Source organism: Ruegeria sp. G5, from assembly GCF_056533365.1.
In genome coordinates this window covers 1-24,307 of the sequence record NZ_JBQFOK010000013.1, presented here as the reverse complement: position 1 = coordinate 24,307, position 24,307 = coordinate 1, and the positions used below count along the sequence as shown (strand labels likewise).

General features: G+C 57.8%; 22 protein-coding genes and 1 tRNA gene. 14 read left to right on the top strand and 9 right to left on the bottom strand.

What is annotated here, in order from left to right; all coding sequences use genetic code 11:
* Positions 1–101 precede the first annotated feature (101 nt).
* The 3 genes from ACR0BD_RS18275 to ACR0BD_RS18265 are packed head-to-tail and all read right to left on the bottom strand — an operon-like array spanning position 102 to position 1,400.
* Positions 102–263, bottom strand: a complete 162-nt coding sequence (locus tag ACR0BD_RS18275) for a hypothetical protein (RefSeq protein ID WP_480699590.1) — start codon at positions 261–263, stop codon at positions 102–104.
* 42 nt (positions 264–305) lie between these two features.
* Complete coding sequence (locus ACR0BD_RS18270) at positions 306–926, bottom strand: pyridoxamine 5'-phosphate oxidase family protein (protein WP_480832595.1); 621 nt, start codon at positions 924–926, stop codon at positions 306–308.
* Between the two features lie 9 nt (positions 927–935).
* Positions 936–1,400, bottom strand: a complete 465-nt coding sequence (locus tag ACR0BD_RS18265; RefSeq protein ID WP_480832593.1) for a nuclear transport factor 2 family protein — start codon at positions 1,398–1,400, stop codon at positions 936–938.
* A 299-nt stretch (positions 1,401–1,699) separates the two neighbouring features.
* Here ACR0BD_RS18265 and ACR0BD_RS18260 point away from each other — a divergent pair, with 299 nt between their 5' ends.
* Both ACR0BD_RS18260 and ACR0BD_RS18255 read left to right on the top strand, forming a co-directional pair.
* Positions 1,700–2,266: a TetR/AcrR family transcriptional regulator gene (locus ACR0BD_RS18260; RefSeq protein WP_480832591.1), complete on the top strand. Its 567-nt coding sequence runs from the start codon at positions 1,700–1,702 to the stop codon at positions 2,264–2,266.
* Between the two features lie 104 nt (positions 2,267–2,370).
* Positions 2,371–3,528, top strand: a complete 1,158-nt coding sequence (locus tag ACR0BD_RS18255) for an acyl-CoA dehydrogenase family protein (RefSeq protein WP_480832589.1) — start codon at positions 2,371–2,373, stop codon at positions 3,526–3,528.
* 97 nt (positions 3,529–3,625) lie between these two features.
* Here the strand turns inward: ACR0BD_RS18255 and ACR0BD_RS18250 are convergent, their stop codons facing one another.
* Positions 3,626–4,516 carry a LysR substrate-binding domain-containing protein gene (locus ACR0BD_RS18250; RefSeq protein WP_480832587.1) on the bottom strand — a complete coding sequence of 297 codons (891 nt, stop codon included), beginning with the start codon at positions 4,514–4,516 and terminating at the stop codon, positions 3,626–3,628.
* Between the two features lie 98 nt (positions 4,517–4,614).
* Between ACR0BD_RS18250 and ACR0BD_RS18245 the strand changes: the two genes are divergently transcribed.
* From ACR0BD_RS18245 to ACR0BD_RS18230, 4 genes are read left to right on the top strand one after another with little or no spacing between them, the layout of a single operon-like run.
* Complete coding sequence (locus ACR0BD_RS18245) at positions 4,615–5,784, top strand: pyridoxal phosphate-dependent aminotransferase (protein WP_480832585.1); 1,170 nt, start codon at positions 4,615–4,617, stop codon at positions 5,782–5,784.
* A 12-nt stretch (positions 5,785–5,796) separates the two neighbouring features.
* A complete protein-coding gene (locus ACR0BD_RS18240) occupies positions 5,797–7,989 on the top strand; it encodes a dehydrogenase E1 component subunit alpha/beta (RefSeq protein WP_480832584.1) in 2,193 nt (730 codons plus the stop codon).
* A complete protein-coding gene (locus ACR0BD_RS18235; RefSeq protein WP_480832582.1) occupies positions 7,986–9,020 on the top strand; it encodes an ACP S-malonyltransferase in 1,035 nt (344 codons plus the stop codon). Before ACR0BD_RS18240 ends, ACR0BD_RS18235 begins: the two co-directional genes overlap by 4 nt.
* 35 nt (positions 9,021–9,055) lie before the next feature.
* On the top strand, positions 9,056–10,327 hold the full coding sequence (locus ACR0BD_RS18230) for an NAD(P)/FAD-dependent oxidoreductase (protein WP_480832580.1): 1,272 nt from the start codon (positions 9,056–9,058) through the stop codon (positions 10,325–10,327).
* A gap of 41 nt (positions 10,328–10,368) precedes the next feature.
* Here the strand turns inward: ACR0BD_RS18230 and ACR0BD_RS18225 are convergent, their stop codons facing one another.
* Positions 10,369–11,265 (bottom strand): LysR family transcriptional regulator, encoded by an 897-nt coding sequence (locus ACR0BD_RS18225; RefSeq protein WP_480832578.1) that lies wholly within the window; start codon positions 11,263–11,265, stop codon positions 10,369–10,371.
* Positions 11,266–11,340: 75 nt separating this feature from the next.
* On the opposite strand from ACR0BD_RS18225, the gene ACR0BD_RS18220 reads away from it, so the two are divergent.
* The 5 genes from ACR0BD_RS18220 to ACR0BD_RS18200 all read left to right on the top strand — a co-directional run bounded on the left by ACR0BD_RS18220 (position 11,341) and on the right by ACR0BD_RS18200 (position 18,517).
* Entirely contained in the window at positions 11,341–14,553 is a 3,213-nt protein-coding gene (locus ACR0BD_RS18220) for a reductive dehalogenase (protein WP_480832576.1), read from the top strand.
* A gap of 128 nt (positions 14,554–14,681) precedes the next feature.
* The gene (locus tag ACR0BD_RS18215) at positions 14,682–15,548 is read left to right on the top strand and encodes an FAD binding domain-containing protein (RefSeq protein WP_480832573.1); all 867 of its coding nucleotides are present in this window, start codon (positions 14,682–14,684) and stop codon (positions 15,546–15,548) included.
* On the top strand, positions 15,545–16,024 hold the full coding sequence (locus ACR0BD_RS18210) for a (2Fe-2S)-binding protein (protein WP_480699565.1): 480 nt from the start codon (positions 15,545–15,547) through the stop codon (positions 16,022–16,024). Before ACR0BD_RS18215 ends, ACR0BD_RS18210 begins: the two co-directional genes overlap by 4 nt.
* Positions 16,024–18,279, top strand: a complete 2,256-nt coding sequence (locus tag ACR0BD_RS18205) for a xanthine dehydrogenase family protein molybdopterin-binding subunit (RefSeq protein ID WP_480832572.1) — start codon at positions 16,024–16,026, stop codon at positions 18,277–18,279. Before ACR0BD_RS18210 ends, ACR0BD_RS18205 begins: the two co-directional genes overlap by 1 nt.
* Entirely contained in the window at positions 18,272–18,517 is a 246-nt protein-coding gene (locus ACR0BD_RS18200) for a MoaD/ThiS family protein (RefSeq protein ID WP_480832570.1), read from the top strand. Before ACR0BD_RS18205 ends, ACR0BD_RS18200 begins: the two co-directional genes overlap by 8 nt.
* Here the strand turns inward: ACR0BD_RS18200 and ACR0BD_RS18195 are convergent.
* Positions 18,514–19,218, bottom strand: a complete 705-nt coding sequence (locus ACR0BD_RS18195) for a lysophospholipid acyltransferase family protein (RefSeq protein WP_480832568.1) — start codon at positions 19,216–19,218, stop codon at positions 18,514–18,516. The genes ACR0BD_RS18200 and ACR0BD_RS18195 overlap by 4 nt on opposite strands.
* Positions 19,219–19,361: 143 nt before the next feature.
* Here ACR0BD_RS18195 and ACR0BD_RS18190 point away from each other — a divergent pair.
* Both ACR0BD_RS18190 and lptF read left to right on the top strand, forming a co-directional pair.
* Positions 19,362–19,437, top strand: a tRNA-Trp gene (locus tag ACR0BD_RS18190).
* 119 nt (positions 19,438–19,556) lie between these two features.
* A complete protein-coding gene (lptF, locus tag ACR0BD_RS18185) occupies positions 19,557–20,696 on the top strand; it encodes an LPS export ABC transporter permease LptF (protein WP_480832566.1) in 1,140 nt (379 codons plus the stop codon).
* Here the strand turns inward: lptF and ACR0BD_RS18180 are convergent.
* Complete coding sequence (locus ACR0BD_RS18180) at positions 20,693–21,523, bottom strand: LysR family transcriptional regulator (RefSeq protein WP_480832564.1); 831 nt, start codon at positions 21,521–21,523, stop codon at positions 20,693–20,695. The two genes, lptF and ACR0BD_RS18180, sit on opposite strands and share 4 nt — an antisense overlap.
* A gap of 100 nt (positions 21,524–21,623) precedes the next feature.
* On the opposite strand from ACR0BD_RS18180, the gene ACR0BD_RS18175 reads away from it, so the two are divergent.
* Complete coding sequence (locus ACR0BD_RS18175) at positions 21,624–22,214, top strand: HD domain-containing protein (RefSeq protein ID WP_480699553.1); 591 nt, start codon at positions 21,624–21,626, stop codon at positions 22,212–22,214.
* Here the strand turns inward: ACR0BD_RS18175 and speB are convergent.
* Both speB and nspC read right to left on the bottom strand, forming a co-directional pair.
* The gene (speB, locus tag ACR0BD_RS18170) at positions 22,211–23,053 is read right to left on the bottom strand and encodes an agmatinase (protein ID WP_480832562.1); all 843 of its coding nucleotides are present in this window, start codon (positions 23,051–23,053) and stop codon (positions 22,211–22,213) included. The two genes, ACR0BD_RS18175 and speB, sit on opposite strands and share 4 nt — an antisense overlap.
* Positions 23,050–24,219 carry a carboxynorspermidine decarboxylase gene (nspC, locus tag ACR0BD_RS18165; RefSeq protein WP_480832560.1) on the bottom strand — a complete coding sequence of 390 codons (1,170 nt, stop codon included), beginning with the start codon at positions 24,217–24,219 and terminating at the stop codon, positions 23,050–23,052. The genes speB and nspC overlap by 4 nt, the downstream gene beginning before the upstream one ends.
* Positions 24,220–24,307: the final 88 nt, after the last annotated feature.

The following is a 24,307-nucleotide window of genomic DNA, read 5'->3' as shown; positions in this document are numbered from 1 at the left end:
ACTCATCCCGATATGCGACTGTTCTGTTTATGGGGGTTCCAGTCACAGGAAGGTCAAGGGGAAAGGGTGCGTTTTCACGCATACCAGCGTTGCAAATTCGGTTATTGGTCCCGCAACATTTCCAGCAAAAGTGAGTTGTAAACGCCAGGCGGTGTGCTGCGAACAGCTTCGGGGGAAGCGAAAAACGCGAATACCAAAGCCACGACAAACAGCACCAGACCGATTACGAAAAGACCTGCAATGTTAATCGTCGAACGTCGCATTTTGTTTTCCGTTTACAGATAATTGGTCAGGCACCGTGCCATTCAGGATTTTTCAGCCAGCTTTCGCTTCAATTGTTCATTTTCCGCCTGCAGCTGCGCCAATTGCTGGCCCAGCGTGTTCAGGTGCGGGCGCAATTCGGCCTCGGAATAACGGGGGGTGATGTGGCGGGGGCAGTTCCAATCCAGCCCCTCGACACGAATGATTACGGCGCGTTCCGCCGCCGCCTCGGCCCCATCAGGATAGAGGCTGGCCGCTGCAGCCTCACCTTCAGTGAACGTGACCCTGCCCAGAATTTTCAGGCGGCGCTGGTTGGCATAATCCATAAGGATCATCGCAACCCGGTCATTGGTATCCAGATTGCCGCGCGAAATGTATTGTTTGTTCCCAGAGAAATCCGCATATCCGAGTGTCTGAGGACCCAGGACTTTCAAAAAACCGATGGGTCCACCGCGAAATTGCACATACGGCCAACCGGTTTCCGACACACTGGATTGGTAGAAACCATCACGCGCTTCGATAAATGCTTTCTCTTCCGGGCCAATTTCGTGACCTTGAAGGGGGCCGCCTTCGATAAACTTGGCATAGGTCTTGGCCGACCCCATTCGCTCTTGATGGGCAAGCACGGTCGGCGTGAAAGACAGTTTTGAAAAAGCGCGCGGCATGGTGAGTTTCTAGAGACCCAGATCAGAAAGACCGGGATGGTCATCCGGGCGTGGGCCGTGCGGCCAATGGAACAGGCGGTCTTCTTCGGCAATCGGCAAATCATTCAAAGACGCGTGACGTTTTGCCATGCGGCCGTCTTCCGCGAATTCCCAGTTCTCATTGCCGTAAGACCGGAACCACTGTCCGCTGTCGTCGTGCCACTCATAGGCGTAGCGCACGGCGATCCTGTTTCCGGAAAAGGCCCAAAGCTCTTTGATCAACCGATAATCCAGTTCTTTGTTCCATTTGCGCGTCAGGAAGGCGTGGATGTCTGCGTGACCCGAAATGAATTCTGCCCGATTTCGCCACGTGCTATCTTCGGTATAGGCAGGCGTCACAACATCAGGATCGCGGCTGTTCCAGCCGTTTTCGGCCATACGCACTTTTTGGATGGCTGTTTCTTCAGTGAAGGGGGGCAGAGGGGGACGGCTCATACGGTGCCTTTCAGATCAAAGTGGCGGCAAAAATTGCCAAAGATAATAAAATGGGGACGTACTGAGGTGGTATTGGGCTGCTGTGGCGTCGCATTGACAAGCTCCATTATTTACAGATCGGTACACCTTGAATTCATCATGTACCGATCGGTAAACTTTTGCAAGTCTCGGGTTGAGAAAAAAGACGCTGTGTCCCAGAACACTCATTTTTGATGCATCTTTTTGCAGATTGCGGCGCTGAAACTTGTGAGTTGAGCGTTAGGATATTATGTACTGATCAGTACATTCAGGAGCCGAACATGCGCCCAAACAAACGTGATGAGCTTGTCCGGAACGCATTGCAGGTCTTTTACCGCGATGGGTTTCATTCGACCGGTATGGATAAGCTGGTCACGGAAACAGGCGTGTCGAAAACGTCGATGTACAAGCACTTTCGCACCAAGGAAGACCTGATCCTTGCCGCTTTGCGCCTGCGAGACGATACGTTCAGCGCGTGGTTCTTCGAGAGGGTTGATGCGCTTGCCGACACACCTGCCCAGCAGTTGATTGCGGGCTTTGACGCATTGGCAGAATGGTTTGAGGAAGACGGATATCGCGGGTGCATGTTCATCAAGGCGGGGGCTGAGTATCAGGACAAGGACCATCCGATCCACGCCCAGGCCGCCGAACATAAGCGCGTCTTTTTGGAATACCTCGTCAAGACGGCCCGAAAGGCTGGCGCAAAGGATCCTGACCAGTTGGGCTGTCAGCTTCTTCTTCTGATGGAAGGGGCCATCGTGACGGCGGTTCTGATCGATAATTGCGGCCCCGCGCGCGACGCGAAGGCCGCGGCACAGGTTCTTTTGGACAATGCGCTGTCGGACTGACGCGGGTTGATCGAAAAAGACGTTGCGTTGCAACCGCGTCCGCGCATTGGAATGGATCAACACCACAGCTACCCTTACCGAAACTTGAATCGGGAGGACGCGAGATGTCTCTGTTTACCACAACCGCCAACTGGGTGACGGAAGAGCACCAGATGTTTGCCGAGATGGCGCACCGCTTCATGGATGATGAACTGACGCCAAATATCGAGCGTTGGAACGAAGCTGGCGTTGTGGATCGTGCGTTTTGGCACAAGGCTGGTGAAATGGGGCTGATGGCCGGTGCCATCCCAGAAGAGTATGGCGGTGTCGGCGGCGACATCGGGTTTGATGCCGTCACGATGTACGCGCAGGCGTCGAGGGGGGACTCTGGCTGGGGATATGCCATCCAGTCGATCGTCACGCATTACATCACCGCATACGGAAGCGAGGACCAAAAGCAAAAGTGGTTACCCAAACTGGCCACGGGTGAGATAGTTGGTGCGCTTGCCATGACCGAGCCGGGGACTGGTTCCGATGTTCAGTCGATCCGGACGACGGCGGAAAAGGATGGAAATTCTTATCGGCTGAATGGTTCGAAAATCTTCATCACCAACGGCCAATCCGCTGACTTGATCCTTGTGGCCGCAAAGACGGATAAGACCTTAGGGTCTAAGGGAGTGTCTTTGGTTGCCGTCGAAACGAACGGGGCGGAAGGATTTCGCAAGGGTCGCAACCTGAAAAAACTGGGCATGAAGGCAAACGACACGGCCGAGCTGTTTTTTGAGGACGTCAAGGTTCCAATGACAAACCTGATCGGTCCGGAAGAGGGGCAGGGCTTTTATCAGATGATGAAGCAACTGCCTTGGGAACGTTTGACAATCGCGATAGGGGCGCTGGGTGCAATTGATTTCGCCATCGCTGAAACGGTCAAGTATACGCAAGAGCGCAAGGCCTTTGGGCAACGTGTCATGGACTTTCAGAACACCCGGTTCAAGCTGGCTGAATGCAAGACAAAAGCAGAGGTGCTGCGTAGCTTTGTCAACGACTGCATCGCACGGCTCGAGGACGGAACGTTGGATGCGGCAACCGCGTCAATGGCCAAATACTGGGGCTCTGTGGCGCAAAACGAAGTCATGCATGAGTGTCTTCAGCTATTTGGTGGATACGGGTTCATGATGGAATACCCGATCGCGCGTCTGTACGCAGATGCCCGGGTACAAATGATCTATGGCGGAACGAATGAGATCATGAAGGAACTCATCGCCCGGTCTTTGGACACATAATATTCCCAAAGCGCTCCCGCCCGTCGTCGATGTTTCTGGCGAAACATCTCCTTCCGTTGGGCCGGGCAGTTTTCCCACTAAAATCTGGCTCTAAGTCTTATGGCTGCGCCACTTGCTCTTTCAGCCAGTGTTTGAAGGATTTCAGGGGTTCAGATTCGGCGCGGGATTGAGGCCAAACCAGAAAGAACTCTCCCAAACTGATGGCAGGCCCTTGCCAAGCAGCTACCAAGCGTCCGGTTCGCAGATCATCTGCAACGAGATAGCTTGGCAAAAGCGCAACGCCCAAGCCATGGATCGTAGCCTGCCCCATTGTCGAAAACTGATCAAACAGCATGCCACGGATGCCAGACACATCCCGTCCCTGGGCGGCGAACCAGCGCTCCCAGGCGTCGGGTCGGGTTTCAAGGTGCAATAGAGGGGCTTTCAACAACCAATCCATGTCCTCTGCGTTCTCTGGCAAAAGCCCAGGGGCGCAAACCGGCAATACGTCTTCGCGCATGATCGGCAGATAGTTTACACCGGCCCAATCCTTTCGGCCGAAATGAATGGCCGCATCAAAACGCTCAGCCTCAAAGTCAAAGGGCTTAAGGCGCGTGTTCAGGTTCACTGTCACCTCAGGGTGGCGGCGGGCGAAATCTCGCAGCCGCGGCGCGAGCCAGTGCATCCCGAAGGCCGGAAGAATTGACAGGTTCAGAGACCCTCCGGTCGGGTTGGCCTTGAGCTTTAGTGACGCTTGTGCGAGTTGCTGTAAAGCGGTGCGCGCGACTTGCACGTATTCTCTGGCAGCGGGCGTCAGGTGTAGTCGCATCTGGGTGCGTTGAAGCAACTCGACCCCCAACTGCTCTTCCATTGCCTTGAGTTGGCGGCTTATGGCGCTTTGGGTCAGGGATAATTCCTCGGCAGCGGCCGAAGCGCTGCCTAAGCGGTCTACAGCTTCCAACGCCAGCAGCGATGGGACAGAGGGCAGGAAGCGGCGCGGGGCGATCATATAACAAATCCTCATACCTTTCGGACGGAATATCACTGGTAATTGCGATCCGCCAGACCGATACAAAGGACCAGTTTCGCGTTTGGGGATGGGCACCAATGACATTAGTTGAAAGCCGCAGTGATTTTCGCAGGGCCAGCCGACTTGGCGGGATTGAGCTTTCGGAAATCGTTCAAATCTCGGAACACGCAGCCCGTCTCAGGGCGCAGGGTGCGGATGTGATCGCGCTGAGCACGGGCGAGCCTGATTTCCCAACGCCGGAACATGTAGTTGAAGCGGCACATAAGGCCGCGCTGGGCGGTCAGACAAAGTACCCGGCGACTGCGGGAACACCGCAATTGCGCAATGCCATTGCGCAAGACGCGGGCGTGCAGGCCGAAAACGTGATTGTATCGACCGGGGCGAAGCAGGTTCTGTCCGGCGCGATGATGGCGACGCTTGATCCCGGTGATGAGGTCATCACCGCCGCGCCGTTCTGGACAAGCTACGCGGACATGATCCGACTGGCCGGAGGTATCCCGATCGTCGTAAGTTGCCCGGCATCGCAAGGGTTCAAGATGACCCCCGCGCAGCTGGAGGCCGCGATTACGCCGCGGACGCGATGGCTTTTGCTGAATTCTCCATCCAATCCGACTGGCGCAGTTTATTCGGCATCCGAGTTGCAGGCGCTGGGACAGGTACTACAGAACCACCCGCAGGTCTGGGTGATTTCTGACGAGATTTACCAGCACCTGTCCTATGTGCCTTTCGCATCGTTTGGCGCGGCTGTGCCTGAACTGGCCGATCGGGTTTTGACGGTCAGTGGTGTGTCCAAGGCCTATTCAATGACAGGATGGCGCATTGGTTGGGGCGTGGGGCCAGCGCCATTGATCAAGGCGATGGCCGCTGTTCAAGGGCAGGTCACCTCAGGCGCCTGTTCCATTGCGCAGGCCGCGGCCTTGGCGGCCATTACCGGCCCGCAAGATATTCTGGACGTGCGCCGCGATGCCATGCGCGCGCGGCGTGATCTTGTGGTGGCGGGTCTGAACGCTGCAGGGCTGGATTGCAGTGTCCCGGACGGAGCGTTCTATGTCTTCCCCAAAACACCCGAAAAAATGCCGACAGATCATGAGTTTTGCCGCTTTTTGTTAGAAAAGACGGGGGTTGCACTGGTTCCGGGCCGCGCGTTTGGCATGTCGGGGCATTTGCGGCTTTCTTTTGCCTACGCGACGGAAAGCCTGCAAGAAGGTATGCGCCGCATCGCCGATGTGACCGCCAGTTTGAAGTAAGAGAGGCCGCCAATGGATCGCGCTCAGATCGTTCACGAGAATTTCCTGACCCGCGTTGCGCAGGGCGATCTGCCGCCGGGTGCCCGCCCACGCGATGGGTTGTCCAATGCCGAAGCTGTGTCCCTGTTTCGGTCACAGGTCCTGAGCCGGGCATTGGATCGGACCAGTCGCGCAATGCAAAAGGCGGGGCAGGGGTTCTACACGATCGGCTCTTCAGGGCACGAAGGCATGGCCGCTGTGGCACATGCGTTGCGCCCGACCGACATCGCCTTTTTGCACTATCGCGACGCCGCATTTCAGATCGCGCGGGCTGAGCAGGTTCCCGGACAACAGATTGCCTGGGATATGCTGCTGAGCTTTGCTTGCTCACGCGAAGACCCGACCTCGGGCGGGCGGCACAAGGTGTTGGGGTCCAAAGCGCTGATGATACCGCCGCAGACTTCGACGATTGCAAGCCATTTGCCCAAGGCCGTAGGTGCGGCCTATTCGCTGGGGGCTGCGCGACGTCATGATCCTGAACACCGCGAGTTGCCGGAAGACGGGATTGCGATGTGCTCGTTCGGGGATGCGTCGGCCAACCATTCGACGGCACAGGGGGCCATCAACACAGCTGGTTGGACAAGTGTGCAATCCACGCCTCTGCCGTTGCTGTTCGTGTGTGAAGACAACGGGATCGGGATTTCCGTCAAAACACCCAAAGGGTGGATTCAGGCCTCGATGGAGCATCGTCCGGGGATCAAATATTTCCAGGCCAACGGTCTGGATATATTCGAAACCTATGTTGTCGCCAAAGAGGCCGCTGATTATGTGAGGACCCGCCGGAAACCGGCGTTTTTGCACCTCAAAACTGTTCGGTTGTACGGGCATGCGGGTGCAGATGTTCCCACAACCTATTTGCCCAAATCCGAAGTAGAAGCGGACGAGGCAAATGATCCATTGCTGCATTCCGTCCGACTTTTGGATCAAGCCGGGGCATTGACGCCGGATCAGGCGCTGACGATCTACACACATACATGCGCCCGCACGGACCGTATCGCGGCCGAGGCCACCTCTCGCCCGCACCTGGCAGACGCAAAAGATGTGATGGCCAGTCTGATACCGCCTAAGCGCAACTGCAAACCCACAAACGGCCCCAGTGCCGAGGCGCGGGCGGCGGCGTTTGGGGGCGATCTGCGGGCGATGAAAGATCCGCAGCCGATGAGCCGCCTGATCAACTGGGCATTGACCGATCTGATGCTGGATCATGGCGAGATCGTCTGCATGGGCGAAGACGTCGGCCGCAAGGGCGGTGTTTATGGAGTGACGCAAAAGTTGCTGCAGCGGTTTGGACCGGACCGGGTGATCGACACGCTTTTGGATGAACAGTCCATTCTGGGTCTGGCAATCGGTATGGGGCATAACGGATTTGTACCGATCCCGGAAATTCAGTTCCTTGCCTATCTTCACAATGCCGAGGATCAAATCCGTGGTGAGGCCGCTACGCTGCCGTTTTTCTCGAACGGGCAGTTTACGAACCCGATGGTCCTTCGGATTGCGGGTCTGGGCTATCAGAAAGGGTTCGGTGGGCATTTTCACAATGACAACTCTTTGGCTGTTCTACGGGATATCCCCGGCGTGATTATTGCTTGCCCCTCAACCGGTGCAGATGCAGCGCGGATGTTGCGGGAATGCGTGCGTCTTGCGCGCGAAGAACAGCGCGTCGTGGTCTTTCTTGAACCCATCGCGCTTTATCCAATGCGCGATCTGCACGCACCTCAGGACGCGGCTTGGATGACAACCTATCCTGACCGGGACCAACGCATTGCACTGGGCGAGGTCGGCGTGCACGGCGACGGTGCAGATCTGGCAATTGTTACCTATGGCAATGGACATTACCTGTCCAAACAAGCTCTGCCCGAACTTGAGGCGGCTGGTCTGAAGGTGCGGATTGTCGACATGCGGTGGCTCGCGCCGCTGCCGGTTGACGCACTGCGCGCCGCGACCAAGGGGTGCGCGCATATTCTGGTCGTCGACGAATGCCGCCGCACCGGCAGCCAGTCCGAAGCACTAATGACGTTCTTCACCGAGGATAACCCAGCAACTCCGGTCGCCCGTGTTGTGGCCGAGGACAGTTTTATCGCCACAGGTCCTGCCTATGCCGCGCCTTTGCCATCCAAGGACGGCATCGTGTCAGCCGCACTATCCCTGACAGGAGGTCGATCATGACCCGCACTGCCGTCGTTATCTGCCCTGGCCGCGGCACGTATAACAAACCGGAACTGGGGTATCTACGCCGCCATCATTCCAACCGCGCCGAACTGCTGCGCAGCTTTGATGCGCTTCGTCTTGAAAATGGTCAGGACACCGTGAGTGAACTGGACGGGGCCGAGCGGTTTTCCGTCAGCACGTATTCTCGCGGCGATGTGGCCTCACCCCTGATCTACGCAGCATCGCTGGCAGATGCCCAAGCGCTGGCCGAAGACATCGAAGTTGTCGCCGTTACGGGCAATTCTATGGGGTGGTACATCGCATTGGCCGCCGGAGGCGCGGTATCACCCGAGAACGGTTTTCGCGTGGTGAATACGATGGGCACCCTGATGCAAACGCATCTGATCGGTGGCCAGCTTGTCTATCCCTTTACAGAAGACGACTGGGCAGACAACGCTGCGCGTAAGGCCGAATTGCTGGAAGATGTGGCGCGGATCAACGCGACAGAGGCGTGTGATCTGGCTTTGTCCATTGATCTGGGTGGAATTCTGGTTCTGGCCGGAAATGAAAACGGGTTGAAAGCGTTCGAGGCCTCTCAGCCCGTGGTGCAGGATCGCTTTCCGATGCGATTGCCGAACCATGCAGCCTTTCACACGTCGCTTCAGGTGCCAGTTGCCGCCAAGGGTCGGGCCGCTTTGGGGCCCGAGTTGTTCACTCAACCAGACCGTCCTTTGATCGATGGTCGTGGGAAAATCTGGTGGCCGGGTGCATCCGACATTCAGGCCCTATGGGACTATACTTTGGGTCATCAGGTGACCGAAACTTATGATTTCACACGTGCGATACAAACCGCCGCGCGCGAGTTTGCGCCAGACTTGTTTATTGTAACCGGACCGGGTGCCACCTTGGGCGGTGCTGTGGCGCAGTCTCTGGTTCTGGCAGACTGGCGCGGGATGCGCGATAAAGAGATGTTTCAGGCCCAGCAGGCAGCCCAACCCTTCCTTATCGCGATGGGGCGAGAGGATCAGCGAAAGATTGCGACCGGTTGATGCCACAATGGCGGTAAGGTTTTAAGGAGCCCTAAGTGACCGACTATGACCAATCCCTTTGGCGCGAAACTTGTCGCGAGCATGTCGATTGCGCCCCGTTGGCCGGCGACCTGGCGGTCGATCTGGCGGTAATTGGGGGCGGCTATACAGGGTGCTCCGCCGCGTTGGCGGCGGCAGAAGCAGGCGCAACCGTTGCCTTGCTTGAAGCGCAGGAGATTGGGTACGGCGGTTCTGGCCGCAATGTCGGTCTGGCCAATGCAGGGCTTTGGTTACCACCCGATGAGATAAGGTCACATTTGGGTGCAGATGCAGGTAACCGTCTGATCGACCTTCTCGGGCAGGCCCCGTCGGACGTGTTTGAATTGATCGACCGGCACAACATCGATTGCGAGCCGACCCGGGCTGGAACGCTGCATTGCGCCCACTCGCCCGCAGGGCTCTCAGACCTGAAAAGCCGGTTTTCACAGCTCAGCGCCGCGGGTGCGCCGGTGGAATTGTTGTCGGCGGAACAGACGTCTCAGCGGACCGGCAGCGGCGTTTTTCACGGCTCCCTGTTCGACCCTCGCGCCGGTGCGATCCAGCCCCTTGGATATGTGCGTGGTTTGGCGCGTGCGGCGATCGAAGCGGGTGCGCAGGTCTTTACTCAAAGCCCTGTTTTGACAATGCGGCAGGAGGCAGGCGTTTGGGTCATCCAGGCGGCCGGAGGAGCAGTACGTGCGAAATCTGTGATACAGGCAACGAACGCATACCATCAGGGATTGAAGGATCACGCGCCAGCCTACGTGCCTGTGTATTACTTCCAGTTCGCGACTGCCCCACTCAGCGATAATCTCCGCGCCAGCGTTATTGCAGGTGGCGAAGGGTGCTGGGATACCGGGTTGATTATGACATCTTTCCGGTTGGATCAGGAGGGCCGGTTCATCATCGGTGCCATGGGTGATCTGGGCCATGCTGGCAGTAACGCGCATAGCGCTTGGGCCCGGCGAAAGATGGCCGAGCTTTATCCGCAACTGCGGGATCAAACGTTGATGCCGGGATGGCATGGACGGATCGCAATGACCTCGGACCATATCCCGAAAATCACACAGATTGGCCCGAACGGGTTGTCGGTACACGGGTTTTCCGGACGTGGTATCGGGCCGGGTACTGTTTTCGGGCGTTTGACTGCGCTTAGCCTAGTGAATGACGATCCAGACCTTTTGCCAATCCCGGCAGTGTCTACGCATACCGAAAGTTGGACAGGCTTGCGTCGCGCTTATTTCGAGACAGGGGCCGCGCTGACCCATTTGGTCAAGGCAAGGTTCTGATCTTCACGCGACTGTCTGCCCTGATGGAGCGTGTCTGATATTTAAAGTGTGGCCGCGATCACTTCGATCCGCTCGCGCAGCCAACGATGGGCCGGGTCATTCGCTGAACGCTGGTGCCACACCATATAGATCGAAACCGGTTCACACGCGAAGGGTAGCGGCGCGCAGTCTAGTGCGGCCAAGGGTCCATGTTTCATCAGGGCGGTGTCGGTTGAAATCAGGTTGCTGCCAGACACAAAAGACGGGATCGCGTTGAAATGGGGCAAGGTGACGGTCGGTGGTCGGATTTGCGTTTGATCCACGCCGCGCATCACCGCGCGTGAGCTGCGCCCGTCTGCAAACCGAACCTCAACATGGTCTGCGGCACAGTAGGTTGCCCAGTCTGACGGGGGCTCGCGTTGTGCGGCGTCGTAAAAGACCATCAGTGGACTTTGTAGCAATCGTTTCTGAAAGATATCTGGCCCGTCGGGCGGCAGCGGTGTCAGCATAAGCTGGCAACGGTCACTGCGTAGCAAGTCAGGGTCTGGTACGCCGGACGGTATGAAACCCATTTGCAAACGGATGCCTTCTGCCCGTGTGGTTCGCAACAGCTTGGGAAAGATCAACTCTCGCGGCATATCATTGGTGGCTATCTGGATATGCATTTCTTCGGACATCGGATCAAAAGGCCGGTCTTCGGTCAAAGCCCGCATCCCGTCCAGCACGCGCTGCACCGGATCTTTCAACGACAGAGCGCGTTCGGTGGGTGTCAGTCCCTGACCTGAGCGCACGAACAAAGGGTCGCCCAGAACGTTTCGCAATTTGGCCAACGTATGGCTGATGGCCGATTGCGTAACTCCAAGCCGGTCCGCAGCTTTCGAGACCGAGGTTTCCTCGAGTATCGCGAGGAATACCCGCAGAACCTTGCCGTCCAGTTCAGTAAAATCAGTTTTGTTCATATTATCTATGATTATTCATGAATGGTTTCGGTGTCCACGCCGGGTTATGGGAAGGGCGCAAACAGGGGGCTTGGAATGAGTATTCGCTTTTTCTCGGACAAGAACAGACCGGTTCATATGGGGCCTTACCCGCTGGAACGGCTGGCGCGCCAGGCGGCAATGCCCGACTTGTCTGCAGTAAAGCCCGATCCTGCGCTCAGCTTTCGCCGCCCGGACCAGCCGGAAAGTATTGTTAACGCCATGGGCGAGTTCCAGGCGATGATGGACACGATCCGCGACGGGTTTGTGAATCCGGTCAAATCCGAGATCCCCCCGGACGCGGCAGAGCGCGCCAACCATTTGAAAGCTTTCGGGTATTTCAACGATGCATCGATGGTCGGTTGCGGTCCATTATCGCCTGAGGCGCTTTTGCCTGATCCGCGCCGAAATCCTGACATAGATCGTTTGGCGCATGCGCTGAAAACGCGTCAGACCAAGACGTTGGCGTCGGGGATCGACGTGATTATGGCCGATCTGAAAGAAAGCATGGAGGCCGCGCCAAGGCCAATGCAGGCGCATAAGCATGCCATCGTTTTTCTGTTTGAACACAACCGCGACCCGGATGCATCGGAACCCGGGGCGGATTGGATTATTGATGCGCAGGATCACCGCGCTTGCTTGTTAGCCACAGAGAATGCCGTGGTGATCGCCAACTATATCCGTCTGCTGGGCTATGATGCGCGGGCACATACGGCGACCTCGTCAGAAGTGGACTTGGGCAAGCTGGCTGTCGCTGCCGGTCTGGCGTCGGTCGAGGGTGGAGATGTCGTTTCCCCCTGGCTTGGGACCCGTTTCGGATTGGCCGCCGTGACGACCGAGATGCCCATCTCCCATGATCAACCCTTGCAGCCAATGGCACAGCAACCCTGGTTTCGCACGCAAGGCCCGGCGTGGTGGTTGGGGACGGGGTTTGCCAAGAATGCGCTGAACCGGGATCCATATGCCAAACGCCGCTACGTCGACGGTGCCCACTCGTATGAAAAGCTCAAGCGGGTCGAGACGCCGACCACATATATCGACGAAGAAAACGTTGCCCGTGTCCCCAAGCGTGCGGACATGTTCGCGCGGGCTCAGTTCGGGGATATGGGCAAAAATCTGCAAGACGCGGCAAAGGGCGGATATTACGCTCGCAAGGCCGCGCCCAGCTTTGCCCAGCGCCGCGCGTTGGGGGCGTTCGTATTGCTGCAAGACGGGGATAGCGCCGATACGGTGCCGCCAAGCGATGCGGCCCGCAACGCGGCGAACATTAAGGCGGCGACGTATTTCCTTGGGGTTGACGCCGTCGGTCTCAGCCGGTGTCCGGATTGGGCGTGGTATTCGCATGATGCCACGGGTGAAGAGATCGTTCCGCCCCATGATCAGGCCATCAGTATGATCATCGATCAGGGTTATGAAACGATGGAGGGTGCCAGCGGCGATGACTGGATCAGCGTTGCCCAGTCAATGCGCGCTTATTTGCGTTTCTCTCTGTTGGGTGGGGTGATCGCGCAGCAAATCCGCAATCTTGGCTACACGGCCAAGGCCCATACGGTGATGGACGGAGAGGTCCTGCAACCTCCGCTGCTGTTGTTGTCGGGGCTGGGAGAGGTCAGCCGGATCGGTGAAGTCATCCTGAACCCGTATCTCGGGCCACGTCTTAAGTCTGGCGCGGTGACCACCGATATGCCGATGGATCATGACAAACCGATTGATTTCGGGCTGCAGACCTTTTGCGAAAGCTGCAACAAATGTGCCCGCGAATGTCCGTCGGGTGCGATAACCGCCGGGCCTAAGCTGATGTTCAACGGCTATGAGATCTGGAAATCCGACAGCCAGAAATGTGCAACCTACCGCGTGACCACTCCGGGAGGAGCGATGTGCGGCCGGTGCATGAAAACCTGCCCCTGGAACCTCGAAGGACTGTTCAAAGAGCGCCCCTTTCGCTGGGCTGCGATGAACATCCCGCAATCCGCGCCCGCATTGGCAAAGCTGGACGACATGGTGGGCAACGGCGGCCTGAACGACGTCAAGAAATGGTGGTGGGACCTTGAGTTGCAGGCGGACGGCGCCTATCGCCCCTCAAAGCATCCTTTGAACCGACGTGATCTGCAAACTGATCTCGACCTGAAATACGAGGATCAGACGCTGGCGGTCTACCCAGCCTACTTGGCCCCCCATCCCTGGCCTTATCCCTTCGCCATGGACCGAGAGGCCGGGATCGCTGCCTATCAGGCCATGGTCACAGCAGATGAATACAAGGCGCGCAAAGCCGCAGGCGATCTGTCGGTGATCCATCGCTATGAAATTGCAGGTGATGCCCCGGTGATGCGCGTGGAGCTGACCAAGGTCGACAAGATGACCGCTGATGCGACCAAGTACGAATTCTCGACACTCGACGGCACTGCCTTACCCGAATGGACGGCGGGCGCGCATCTGGACGTGCTGGTCGCGCCGGAATTCCTGCGTCAATATTCGATGTCGGGTGATCCTGCCGATCCTATGACCTATCAGATCGGCGTACTGCGCGAGGACGAAGGGCGTGGCGGTTCAGCCTTGTTGCACCGGATTTTCAATGAGGGGCGCAAGGTTTTCATCTCGAAACCGATCAACCATTTTGAGCTGGACGAGACCGCGACCAAGACCTTCCTGATGGGCGGCGGTATCGGTATTACACCCATGATCGCCTTTGCGCATCGGCTGCACGCATTGGGTAAGCCGTTCCAACTGCACTATTCCGCCAGCACGCGTACCGCGGCCGGGTATCTGGACGACCTGGCAAAGATGCCGTGGTCCAATCACGTGCACTATCATTTTTCCGACGAGGGAACGCACGCCGATCTGAACGCCATTCTGTCCGGCTATCAAGACGGTTGGCACGTCTACACCTGCGGCCCCGAGCGGTACATGGACGGCGTGATCCAGGCAGCCGAGGCGCAGGGATTTCCCGAAGAGGCGCGGCATTTGGAGTATTTTTCGGTTCCAGAACAACCCGACTATGAGAATCACCCTTTCACCATTCGATTGGTTCGGTCAGGCCGGGAATTGCACGTGCCAGCCGACAAAGACGCCGCCCAAGTGTTGAACGAGGCGGGTGTTCACGTTGACGTGAAATGCGCGGACGGCATCTGCGGTGTGTGCAAATGCGGTTTGGTATCCGGCGCGGTGGAACACAGGGATTTTGTTCTTTCCAATCAACAGCGCGAAGCGGCCATAATCCTGTGCCAAAGCCGCGCGGCGGAAGTGGATGGAATAATTGAGCTGGACCTTTGAACGGTCACCCAAAAACGACATGCAAGAATTGCATTTTCGTCGCTCAGAGGCATGGACGCGACGGGGTTGCTGCATTAGTTTTCGCGCGAACCCAGTGAATCCTGATCAACAGGCGCGAGGACTCTTTCATGAACTACCACAGCCCCGCCAGTTTTGCCGAAGCCTCGGCACTGGCTGCAAACGCAACGGGCGTAACGCGGTTTCTGGCCGGCGGCACCGATGTCCTGGTCCAGCTGCGCTCAGAGCTGGTTACACCAGACACGCTGATTGACATTAAAAAAATTGATGGTGTGCGTGATATAGCGCGCAATGCCGATGGCAGCTGGACGCTGGGTGTCGCCGCCACCGGCGCTGAAATGAGCGAGCATCCCGGGCTTGGCAGTGACTGGCCCGGTGTCGTCGAGGCTATGGATCTGATCGGGTCGACCCAGGTTCAGGGCCGCGCCACGTTGACCGGCAACCTGTGCAACGGCTCTCCGGCAGCGGACTCGGTCCCGGCAATGGTGGCCGCGGGCGTGACCGTGACGGTTACCGGTCCGGAAGGCACCCGTGAGATCGCGGTCGAGGATGTCCCGACCGGCCCGGGAAAAACGTCGCTTTCCAAGGGCGAGGTGATTTCCGCCGTGAATATCCCCGCACGCGGCGCGAATGGTGGCGACGCGTACCTGCGTTTTATTCCGCGCACCGAGATGGACATTGCCGTTGTCGGCGTCGGTGTGAACCTGCGGTTGGATGGTGACACGGTCACCGAGGCACGTGTGTCTTTGGGTGCGGTCGCACCAACCGTTTTGCTGGTCGAAGATTGCGCCAAGGCCATTGTCGGCACAACGCTGGACGATGCTGCGCTGGATGCTTTGGCCACGGCTGCGTCGGCTGCATGCAACCCGATCGACGACAAGCGTGGCACGATCGAGTTCCGCACCGAAGTCGCTGGTGTTCTGGCCAAGCGCGCTGCCAAGATCGCATATGCCCGCGCAAAGGGAGAAGAAGTATGAGCAAGCTCCACGTATCTACGACTGTGAACGGGGACAGTGTCGAATATCTGTGCGACCCCCGCGAAACGCTGCTGGATTGTCTGCGTGACAAGCTGAACCTGACAGGCGCGAAAGAGGGCTGCGGTACCGGCGATTGCGGTGCCTGTTCGGTTACCGTTGACGGTCGTCTGGTCTGTTCGTGCCTGATGCTGGGCGTCGAGGCCGACGGAAAGCAGATCGAAACCGTTGAAGGGATTGCAGATGGTGACGTTCTGCATCCTTTGCAGAAGAAGATGATCGAATATGCCGCTCTGCAATGCGGCATCTGTACTCCGGGTATTTTGGTGGCGGCAAAGTCGTTGCTGGAAAAGAACCCGAACCCGACCGAAGAAGAAACCCGGTACTGGCTGGCAGGCAACCTGTGCCGCTGCACCGGCTATGACAAGATCATTCGCGCCGTGATGGATACGGCGGCTGAGATGCGGGAGGCGTCATAATGGCTTTGGACGATCGCAAAACTGAATTCAATTTTGTAGGCACGCGCCCCGACCGTCCCGACGGTTTGGACAAGGTCACGGGCCGCGCCAAGTTCGGCGCTGATATCTCGGCACCGGGTATGCTGCATGGCGCTATTCTGCGTTCGCCTCATGCGCACGCGCGGATCGTCAAAATCGACACCTCGAAAGCCGAGGCGCACAAAGACGTCAAGGCTGTCGTTACACGTGCCGATTTTGCAGACGTGCCGTTCTTTCCGGGTCTCGAGGGCGAGTTCTGGAACGTGCTGGAAAACGTCATGGCAGGCGAAAAAGCCCTGTATGATGGCCATGCCGTAGCGGCCGTGGCGGCAACGTCAGCGCTGGCGGCGCGTGATGCGCTAAAACTGATCGAGGTCGAGTACGAGGTTCTGCCGCACGTCACCGACGTGGACAAGGCGATGGCTTCGGACGCGCCAGTTATCCGCGAAGGCGCGGCGGACTACTCGGTTCCTGAGGGTTTGCACCCGAACGTCGTGCGCTATCACGAAAGTGGGCATGGTGATGTGGACGCGGGCTTTGCCGAGGCCGATTTGGTCATCGAAGACAGCTTTACCACCGAGGCCACGCACCAGGGTTACATTGAGCCGCATGCCTGTCTTGGGTCTTTGGGCGCCGACGGCAAGGGTGAGCTGTGGTGCACCACCCAAGGTCACTGGATCGCGCAGAAAACCTGTGCGGCACTTCTGGGTATCGAGACCTCGCAACTGCGTGTGACAGCGTCCGAGATTGGTGGTGGTTTTGGTGGCAAGACCACCGTGTTCATCGAACCGGTTGCTCTGGCGCTGAGCCGTAAGGCAAACCGCCCCGTCAAGATCGTGATGACCCGATCCGAGGTGTTCCGCTCGACCGGACCGACTGCTTCGGCGTCTATGGACGTCAAGATCGGGATGAAGAAGGACGGCACAATTACTGCGGCACGTGGCGAATTTCGCCTGCAGGGCGGTGCCTTCCCCGGCGCGCCATGTGACATGACCGCGATGTGCGCGTTTGCGGCCTACAACCTGACGAACGTCAAACAGATCGGCTATGACGTCATGGCCAACCGTCCGAAACAAGCCGCTTATCGTGCGCCGGGTGCCCCGATGGGGGCATTCGCGGTCGAGTCCGTTATTGACGAATTGTGCAATAAGCTGGGTTTGGATCCGGTCGACGTGCGCTTGAAGAACGCGGCGCATGAGGGTACCAAGGCCAGCTATGGCCCCCGGTATGAACGCATTGGACTGGTGGAAACCCTCGAAGCGGCCAAAGCACATCCGCATTACTCAGCGCCGCTGAAACCGGGGCAGGGGCGTGGGATATCCTGCGGCTTCTGGTTCAACCACGGGGGCGAGACATCCGTAACTCTGGCTCTGTCCGAGGACGGCTCGGCGCAGGTCATGGTCGGAACGCCGGATATTGGCGGCTCGCGTGCGTCGATGGCACTGATGGCTGCCGAAGTACTGGGCATTCCCTACGAAAACATCCGTGTGACCGTCGCTGATACCGCGACCTTGGGCTACAACGATGTCAGCCACGGCTCGCGCGTGACCTACGCGTCGGGTTTGGCCACGATCAAGGCCGCCCGGCATGCGGTTGAAAAGCTGTGCGAACGCGCAGCGGCCAAATGGGATATTCCGGTCGAAGCGGTGAAATGGGAAAACGGCTGCGCGGTGCCTTCTGGCCCGAACGCAGGTGATTTCGATCCGATGCCGTTGGCTGATATCACAGCGAAAATGGGACGCACCGGCGGTCCGATCTCGGGCCATTTTGAGGCGACACCCGAAGGCGCTGGCGTGTCATTCGGCACGCATATTGTCGACGCTGAGGTTGACCCCGAAACCGGCAAAACGTCGATCACTCGCTACACTGTCATTCAGGACGCAGGTAAAGCCATCCACCCAACCTATGTGGAAGGCCAGTACCAAGGGGGTGCAGCGCAGGGCATTGGCTGGGCGCTGAACGAGGAATACATCTATGGCGACGATGGTCGCCTGCAAAACTCGATCTTCCTCGACTATCGCATCCCGGTGGCAAGTGACCTGCCAATGATCGACACGGTTATCGTCGAAGTGCCCAACCCCGGTCACCCATTCGGTGTACGCGGAGTAGGTGAGACGGGCATCGTGCCGCCTTTGGCCGCAATCGCCAATGCTGTGTCGAACGCTGCAGGTGTTCGGATGAAGCAACTGCCAATGTCCCCGCCGCGTATTCTGGCGGCACTCAAGGACAATGGTTGAGGTCCATCTTTGGTCTGGTCTCCGGTCATTGACCGGGGGCCAGCAAGTGGTCGAGGTTGAGGCCAAGACCACAGGTGACCTTTTAAGAGAGCTGGTGCGGGTACACCCGCAGCTTCAGGCCCCAATAGATGCTGGCGTTTCTATTGCTGTTGACGGTCGGGTCATTGCCACAGGCCTCACCGAACCCATACCGGAAGGCGCCGAAGTTTACCTGATGCAGCGCCTCAGAGGCGGTTAAGCAGGCGACCAGGGTTCGCGATCGACCATGCGGTCGGCTTCTGCCGTTATGTCATTCATGTGTTGTTCAAGGCTTTGACGAAGTGCCTCGATCTGCTCTTCGGTCGCTTTGCGGGGCACGGTTTCAGTCCACTCGCGGCAAATAAACACACCTTTGTTGCGCCAGGGGCGGGGCATGAGCAACCGATCCCATGTGCCAGCTTCACGGCCGTGTTGTGCGGAGAAGGTGATTCCGAACACCCGCTTTCCAGTCGTGCGTGCCCAGACCAGCGGCACCGTGGACAGCACCCGTTCCGGCCCGCGGGGGCCGTCAGCAGCGATGCCGATTGAAATACCCTGCTTGATTTTCCCAATGACTTCACGCGATACGGCGACGTTGCTTTTGTGTTTGCTGGTCATGGCAATGGTATCCATGCCGAACAGCTTTTGAACGCGGCCCACCATGCTGCCGGCCCGTGCAGAGGATGTGATCGAACAGATGCGGCCCTTGTCCAACGGGTAGAAATACGGGGATTGCGCCAGCCGCTGGTGCCAAAGCACAACGATAACCGGCTCGCCTTGGGCCGCCAGTTGATCCAGCTCTTCATACCCGATGCGCTGCCATTCCGTATTGCGATTGACCAGCCGGATATACCAGGCAATGCGCCGCGCAACCCAGTTCAAGACGGCTTCACTGTCGGCAATCTTCTTGCGAATACTCACAGGCGGGGTCCTTCTGTTGGGCAAAACGTGTCTTATAGAACTCGACGCGGCGCGCAACTTGTTTGTCATCTGCTGTTTGAGTGGCGGAATCTTAAAAAGCCTCTTGAGTCCGCCGCGCGGCTGTCATATCTGAGGCGCACCTTAGGGGTATAGCTCAGTTGGTAGAGCGACGGTCTCCAAAACCGTAGGTCGCGGGTTCGAACCCTGCTGCCCCTGCCATTTCCTCAAACACTTGAACGATCACGCGGCAATTTCGACAAATCGCCAGCATTGCGGTTTCCTCGTCCTGTTGATTGGCATATTGTCCGGCTGAACACCCAATGGTCGAATGAGGATACATGTCGCGTTTCGATGGATATTTCCTGCGGCAATTGCTGATTCTATTCGGCTTTTTCACCTTGGTTCTGGTGGGTGTCTTTTGGATCACTCGATCCGTCAGCCTGTTTGATCGGGTAATCAGCGGCGGCCAGTCGGCTGTTGTGTTCCTTGAGTTCACTGCGCTTACGTTGCCCACTCTGATCCGTACCGTCATGCCGATGGCTGTCTTTGCCGCCGCCGTCTACGCGACAAACCGCTTGAGTCGCGAAAGCGAACTTACGGTGATGTTGGCGACAGGATCGAGCCCCTGGCGGCTGGCGCGCTCCGTGTTCCTGTTTGGGCTAGTTGCCGGAGCGATGATGGCCTCCATCAGTATTTTCCTGCGCCCCGCTTCGGTTGAACAGTTGGAGCGCCGCCAGGCCGAAGTTGCCGGTGACGTCACAGCACAGCTATTGAATGAGGGTGAGTTTCTGCATCCCGCCTATGGCGTCACCGTGTATATCGGGCAAATTGATCTGGACGGTACCTTGCACGAAGTATTTGTGTCTGACCGACGCGACGAAACAAGCCCTGTCAGTTATTCCAGCAAGACCGCCTATCTGGTTAACAACGGCTTGGGGATTCACCTTGTCATGGTGGATGGCGTGGCGCTGCGTCTGGATCAGCAGGGCCGCACGCTGTCATCGACGTTGTTCGAGGATGCGTCTTACGACATCTCGGGCTTGACCAATACCAACAGAATGACCGAGCGCAGCCTTGAGGCCATCCCAACCGGAGAGCTTTTGCAAAACAGGTCCGCGATTGCCGAGGCGGAGGGGTTTACCGAAGGTGAACTGATCGAAGAGCTCCACCAACGGTTTTCATGGATCGCCATCTGTGTTGCCGTCGCTATGGCGGGATATGCGACCCTGATGCTGGGCAGCTTTTCGCGTTTCGGATTGTGGCCACAGATTTTCGGCGCGTTCACGATTCTGGTTTTGCTCGAAGGCGTTCGTGGATTTGTTTCTCCAATCGTGATTGATGATCCGGGTTTATGGATCGTGCTGTATCTGCCCGCAGTCATGGGTATTTTGATCTCGTGCGCCTTCCTTCTGATCGCGGGGCGTCCGCTTATTCGGGCCCGTGCCAAGGCTTCTTCCCAAACGTTGGCAAAGGTTTAGCCGGGTTTACGAAGTTCAGCCAAACAAGTCCGAATATCATCAAAACTGGCGCTGTCAGGTCGCGTCACTAAATACAGCGGCAGCATGAGGTCACGTGCCCCGCTTACAGGTTTCAACGCGCCGGACTGTAGATGTTCAGCGATGACGTATTCGGGGAAATACCCGATGCCGCCCCGCCGCAGGACATAACGCAAGGCCATGGTGCAATTCCCAAGAAATACCGTTTGGTTCGAGGCCTGTCGTGCGGTTTCTCGAATATGGTCTTGGTAAACCTGCCCCAACTCCAAATTCGCGAATACGGGTTCACCAACGCTCTCCGGTGTTTCCACCAGCAGCAGCCGTTCGGCGTCAAGCTCTTGAAAAATAACGCGAGTATCCGAAGGTTTTTCATGGGTCAGCGCGGCGTCTAGTACATGTGTGGCAACAGCGTCGATCATGTTTAGGTCGTGATCATAGTTGAGCGTCAGCAATAGCCGCCCCAGCTTTTGCTCAAACCTTACTGCTAGGTCGACCAGCAAAGGGTCCCAGATACTAAGCTGGGACCCAAGCCTCAGCACGACCCGATTCTGGGTCTGCGCAGGCAGATCCCGAGAAGCAAAAGACCACAGCGATAGCATTTGTTCTGCATAGGGTCGAAACTGGCGGCCGAATTCTGTCAGATTGGTGCCACCCGCGCCGCGGGTGAAAAGGGGTTTGCCGGTTTCCTCTTCCAGCGATTTGATGCGGGCGCTGATGGCCGTTTGCGTCACGTTCAGCTTACGGGCCGCTGCGTGAAAGCCGCCCGTTTCCGAAACGCATAGAAAAGTCTCAAAAGCTTTGATTTGCATATTGAAAGTATTTTTTCATCAAATTGATAAAATCAATTCATTTTTTTGCTAATGCGTGTGCAGTTATGATGCGACAGACCATCAGCTAGGGAGTCGCGTCATGCTGGACAAAAGCCACAAACCCTCATGGACAAGCTTTGAAGAGGCGACCAAAGCAGATTGGGACGCCGTTATGGAGTATGAAGAGGCCTATAATGCTGCGCTGCCCGATCGTATTCTGGACGCAATCCGATCGCTGGATGAAGAGTGGACGCCTTACCCGGTGAACCGCTACCAGCATAGCCTTCAGGCCGCGACACGCGCCTATGAGGATGGCGCGGATGAGGAATTGGTAGTCGCTGCCCTGATCCATGACACTGGCGATATCCTGTCGCCTTACAATCATGGCGAACTGTCAGCGGCGATGATGAAACCCTATGTCAGCGAAAAGGTTTATTGGATTTTGAAACATCACTGTGTGTTTCAGGGCTATTACTACAACCATCACCTGGGCGGAGATCGCAATGCGCGCGACAAATACCGCGACAGCCCTTATTGGGAAGACTGCCGCTATTTCTGCCATGAATACGATCAAAAGGCGTTTGATCCTGACTATCCGACCAAGCCGCTGGAATTCTTCGAGCCCATGCTGCGCCGCGTGTTAAATAAGGGCGAAGGGCATATGGAACTGAATGAGACAGCCGAAGATTAACAGGACGCCATTAGCCGATAAACGATCTGCGCGGCGGTGAAATCCCACGCCGCGTTGCCATCGGGGGCCAGTTCTACAACGTCGAAGCCCACGCATTTGCGGCCTTTTAGGGCGTGTTCGACCAACCGCAGCGCTTGGTAATACCCCAGCCCGCCCGGAACCGGTGTGCCGGTGGCGGGCATCTGTGACGGGTCCAGACCGTCAACATCAAAACTGACGTAGACCAGTTCGGGGAAGTCTTCGGGCAGGTCGACAGCGTGGATATTGCCAGTGACCAGCTCTTCGGCGTCCACATGGAAGACGTGGTTTTTCAGACGGCTGTGCGCTTCTTCGGTGGAAAAGGCGCGGACGCCGAACTGGGCCAGTCTGATGCCTTCTTCGGCCAGCAGATGCATGACAGAGGCGTGCGAGTGTTTCTCACCCTGATAAGCATTGCGCAGGTCTGCATGTGCGTCGATTTGGACGATACCGACGGGCTGGTTCAGCGCGCGCGCCACGCCCATCACCGCGCCGTAGCTGAGCGAATGCTCTCCGCCCAGAGTCACCGGCACTTTGCCTGCGCGCACGGCGGCCTCGGTGCGTTGGGCGAGGCGCTCCATAACTTCAGGGAGGGGGCCTTCGCAATCCAGCGGGTTTTCGGTGAAAATGCCCTCGACGCAGGGCTCGCTATGGCCCGTGATACGCTCTAGTTCGTTGCTGGCTTCGATGATGGCTTCAGGGCCTTTGGCGGTGCCCGAACCGTAGGACACGGTGCGTTCCAGCGGCACCGGGATCACGCGAAAGCGCGCGTCTTCCGAGCGCTCAGCGACGGTCAGTTCACTGTCGAGGAAAATGCTCATGAGAGGCGGTCCTTGAAGTCGTCATAGCCGAATTGTTTGATGATTTTCAGCTCATCCGTTTCGCTGTTCCACAGGGCGATAGTGGGCAGAGGCACTCCGTTGAACGTGTTGGTCTTGACCATCGAGTAATGCGCCTGATCGAGGAAGGCAAAGCGCTGGCCGATCTCCAGCGGTTTGTCCCATGTGTAATCGCCGATCACGTCGCCTGCGAGGCATGACGGTCCGCCAAGGCGGTAGGTGTGACCCGCCTCGGCCTCGTCCATCAGTGCGGGGCGATAGGGGGCCTCGATCACGTCGGGCATGTGACAGGTGGCGGAAATGTCGGTGATCGCGAGGTTCATGCCATTGGTGGGCAGGTCGAGGATTTCGCCGACCAGAATGCCCGCGTCCAGCGCGACGGCCTCGCCGGGTTCGAGATAGACGTCGATCGCGTAGGTTTCCCGGATGGTCTTGATGAAGGCCACCAGCCCGTCGCGGTCATAATCATCGCGTGTGATGTGGTGGCCACCGCCAAAATTCAGCCATTTCAGCTGGCCAAGGAACGGTTTGAGCTTAGGTTCGACCGCGTCCCAAGTGCGTTGCAACGGTTCGAACCCCTGTTCGCAAAGCGTGTGCATGTGCAGCCCGTCGACGCCGCTCAGGGTCTCGGCGGTCAATTGGCTGACAGGTGTTCCGAGGCGTGAGCAGGGCGCGCAGGGATCGTATTTTGGAATCTCGCCCTCGGAATGTTCGGGGTTGATACGCAGGCCGACCTGAACGTTCGCGGCTTGGGCTTTGGTCAGGAAACGGTCTTTTTGCGCGGGCGAGTTGAAGATGACGTGGTCAGACAGCGACAGGATTTCGTCGATATCGGCGTCCTTGTAACCGGCACAAAAGGTTGCAACCTCGCCGTCATATTCCTCGCGTCCAAGGCGCGCCTCGTAGATGCCACTGGCGCAGGTGCCGCCAAGGTGCTGGCGCACCAGCGGGGCCAGTGAAAACATCGAAAACGCCTTGAGCGCGCTGAGGACATGGGCGCCGGAGCGGGTGCCGATATCGGAGAGGATGGTCAGGTTCCGCTCGACCGCTTTTTCGTCGATCACAAAGCAAGGTGTGGGGACGCGACTGAGGTCGAAATTGCGAAAGGCGCCGGCGTCACCGGCTTGGGTCGTCATCATGTCGGACATGTCGGGCGTCTCCGATTGTGGAGAGGCCGGGCGGCCAGCCCCCCGGACCCCCCGGCATATTTTTGGCGAGATGAAGTTCTGGATCTAG

Bases quoted from the DNA above. Each gene is read 5' to 3' on its own strand.
- ACR0BD_RS18275 (WP_480699590.1), bottom strand. From the start codon at position 263: ATGCGACGTTCGACGATTAACATTGCAGGTCTTTTCGTAATCGGTCTG.
- ACR0BD_RS18270 (WP_480832595.1), bottom strand. From the start codon at position 926: ATGCCGCGCGCTTTTTCAAAACTGTCTTTCACGCCGACCGTGCTTGCC.
- ACR0BD_RS18265 (WP_480832593.1), bottom strand. From the start codon at position 1,400: ATGAGCCGTCCCCCTCTGCCCCCCTTCACTGAAGAAACAGCCATCCAA.
- ACR0BD_RS18260 (WP_480832591.1), top strand. From the start codon at position 1,700: ATGCGCCCAAACAAACGTGATGAGCTTGTCCGGAACGCATTGCAGGTC.
- ACR0BD_RS18255 (WP_480832589.1), top strand. From the start codon at position 2,371: ATGTCTCTGTTTACCACAACCGCCAACTGGGTGACGGAAGAGCACCAG.
- ACR0BD_RS18250 (WP_480832587.1), bottom strand. From the start codon at position 4,516: ATGATCGCCCCGCGCCGCTTCCTGCCCTCTGTCCCATCGCTGCTGGCG.
- ACR0BD_RS18245 (WP_480832585.1), top strand. From the start codon at position 4,615: ATGACATTAGTTGAAAGCCGCAGTGATTTTCGCAGGGCCAGCCGACTT.
- ACR0BD_RS18240 (WP_480832584.1), top strand. From the start codon at position 5,797: ATGGATCGCGCTCAGATCGTTCACGAGAATTTCCTGACCCGCGTTGCG.
- ACR0BD_RS18235 (WP_480832582.1), top strand. From the start codon at position 7,986: ATGACCCGCACTGCCGTCGTTATCTGCCCTGGCCGCGGCACGTATAAC.
- ACR0BD_RS18225 (WP_480832578.1), bottom strand. From the start codon at position 11,265: ATGAACAAAACTGATTTTACTGAACTGGACGGCAAGGTTCTGCGGGTA.
- ACR0BD_RS18220 (WP_480832576.1), top strand. From the start codon at position 11,341: ATGAGTATTCGCTTTTTCTCGGACAAGAACAGACCGGTTCATATGGGG.
- ACR0BD_RS18215 (WP_480832573.1), top strand. From the start codon at position 14,682: ATGAACTACCACAGCCCCGCCAGTTTTGCCGAAGCCTCGGCACTGGCT.
- ACR0BD_RS18210 (WP_480699565.1), top strand. From the start codon at position 15,545: ATGAGCAAGCTCCACGTATCTACGACTGTGAACGGGGACAGTGTCGAA.
- ACR0BD_RS18205 (WP_480832572.1), top strand. From the start codon at position 16,024: ATGGCTTTGGACGATCGCAAAACTGAATTCAATTTTGTAGGCACGCGC.
- ACR0BD_RS18200 (WP_480832570.1), top strand. From the start codon at position 18,272: ATGGTTGAGGTCCATCTTTGGTCTGGTCTCCGGTCATTGACCGGGGGC.
- lptF (WP_480832566.1), top strand. From the start codon at position 19,557: ATGTCGCGTTTCGATGGATATTTCCTGCGGCAATTGCTGATTCTATTC.
- ACR0BD_RS18180 (WP_480832564.1), bottom strand. From the start codon at position 21,523: ATGCAAATCAAAGCTTTTGAGACTTTTCTATGCGTTTCGGAAACGGGC.
- ACR0BD_RS18175 (WP_480699553.1), top strand. From the start codon at position 21,624: ATGCTGGACAAAAGCCACAAACCCTCATGGACAAGCTTTGAAGAGGCG.
- speB (WP_480832562.1), bottom strand. From the start codon at position 23,053: ATGAGCATTTTCCTCGACAGTGAACTGACCGTCGCTGAGCGCTCGGAA.
- nspC (WP_480832560.1), bottom strand. From the start codon at position 24,219: ATGTCCGACATGATGACGACCCAAGCCGGTGACGCCGGCGCCTTTCGC.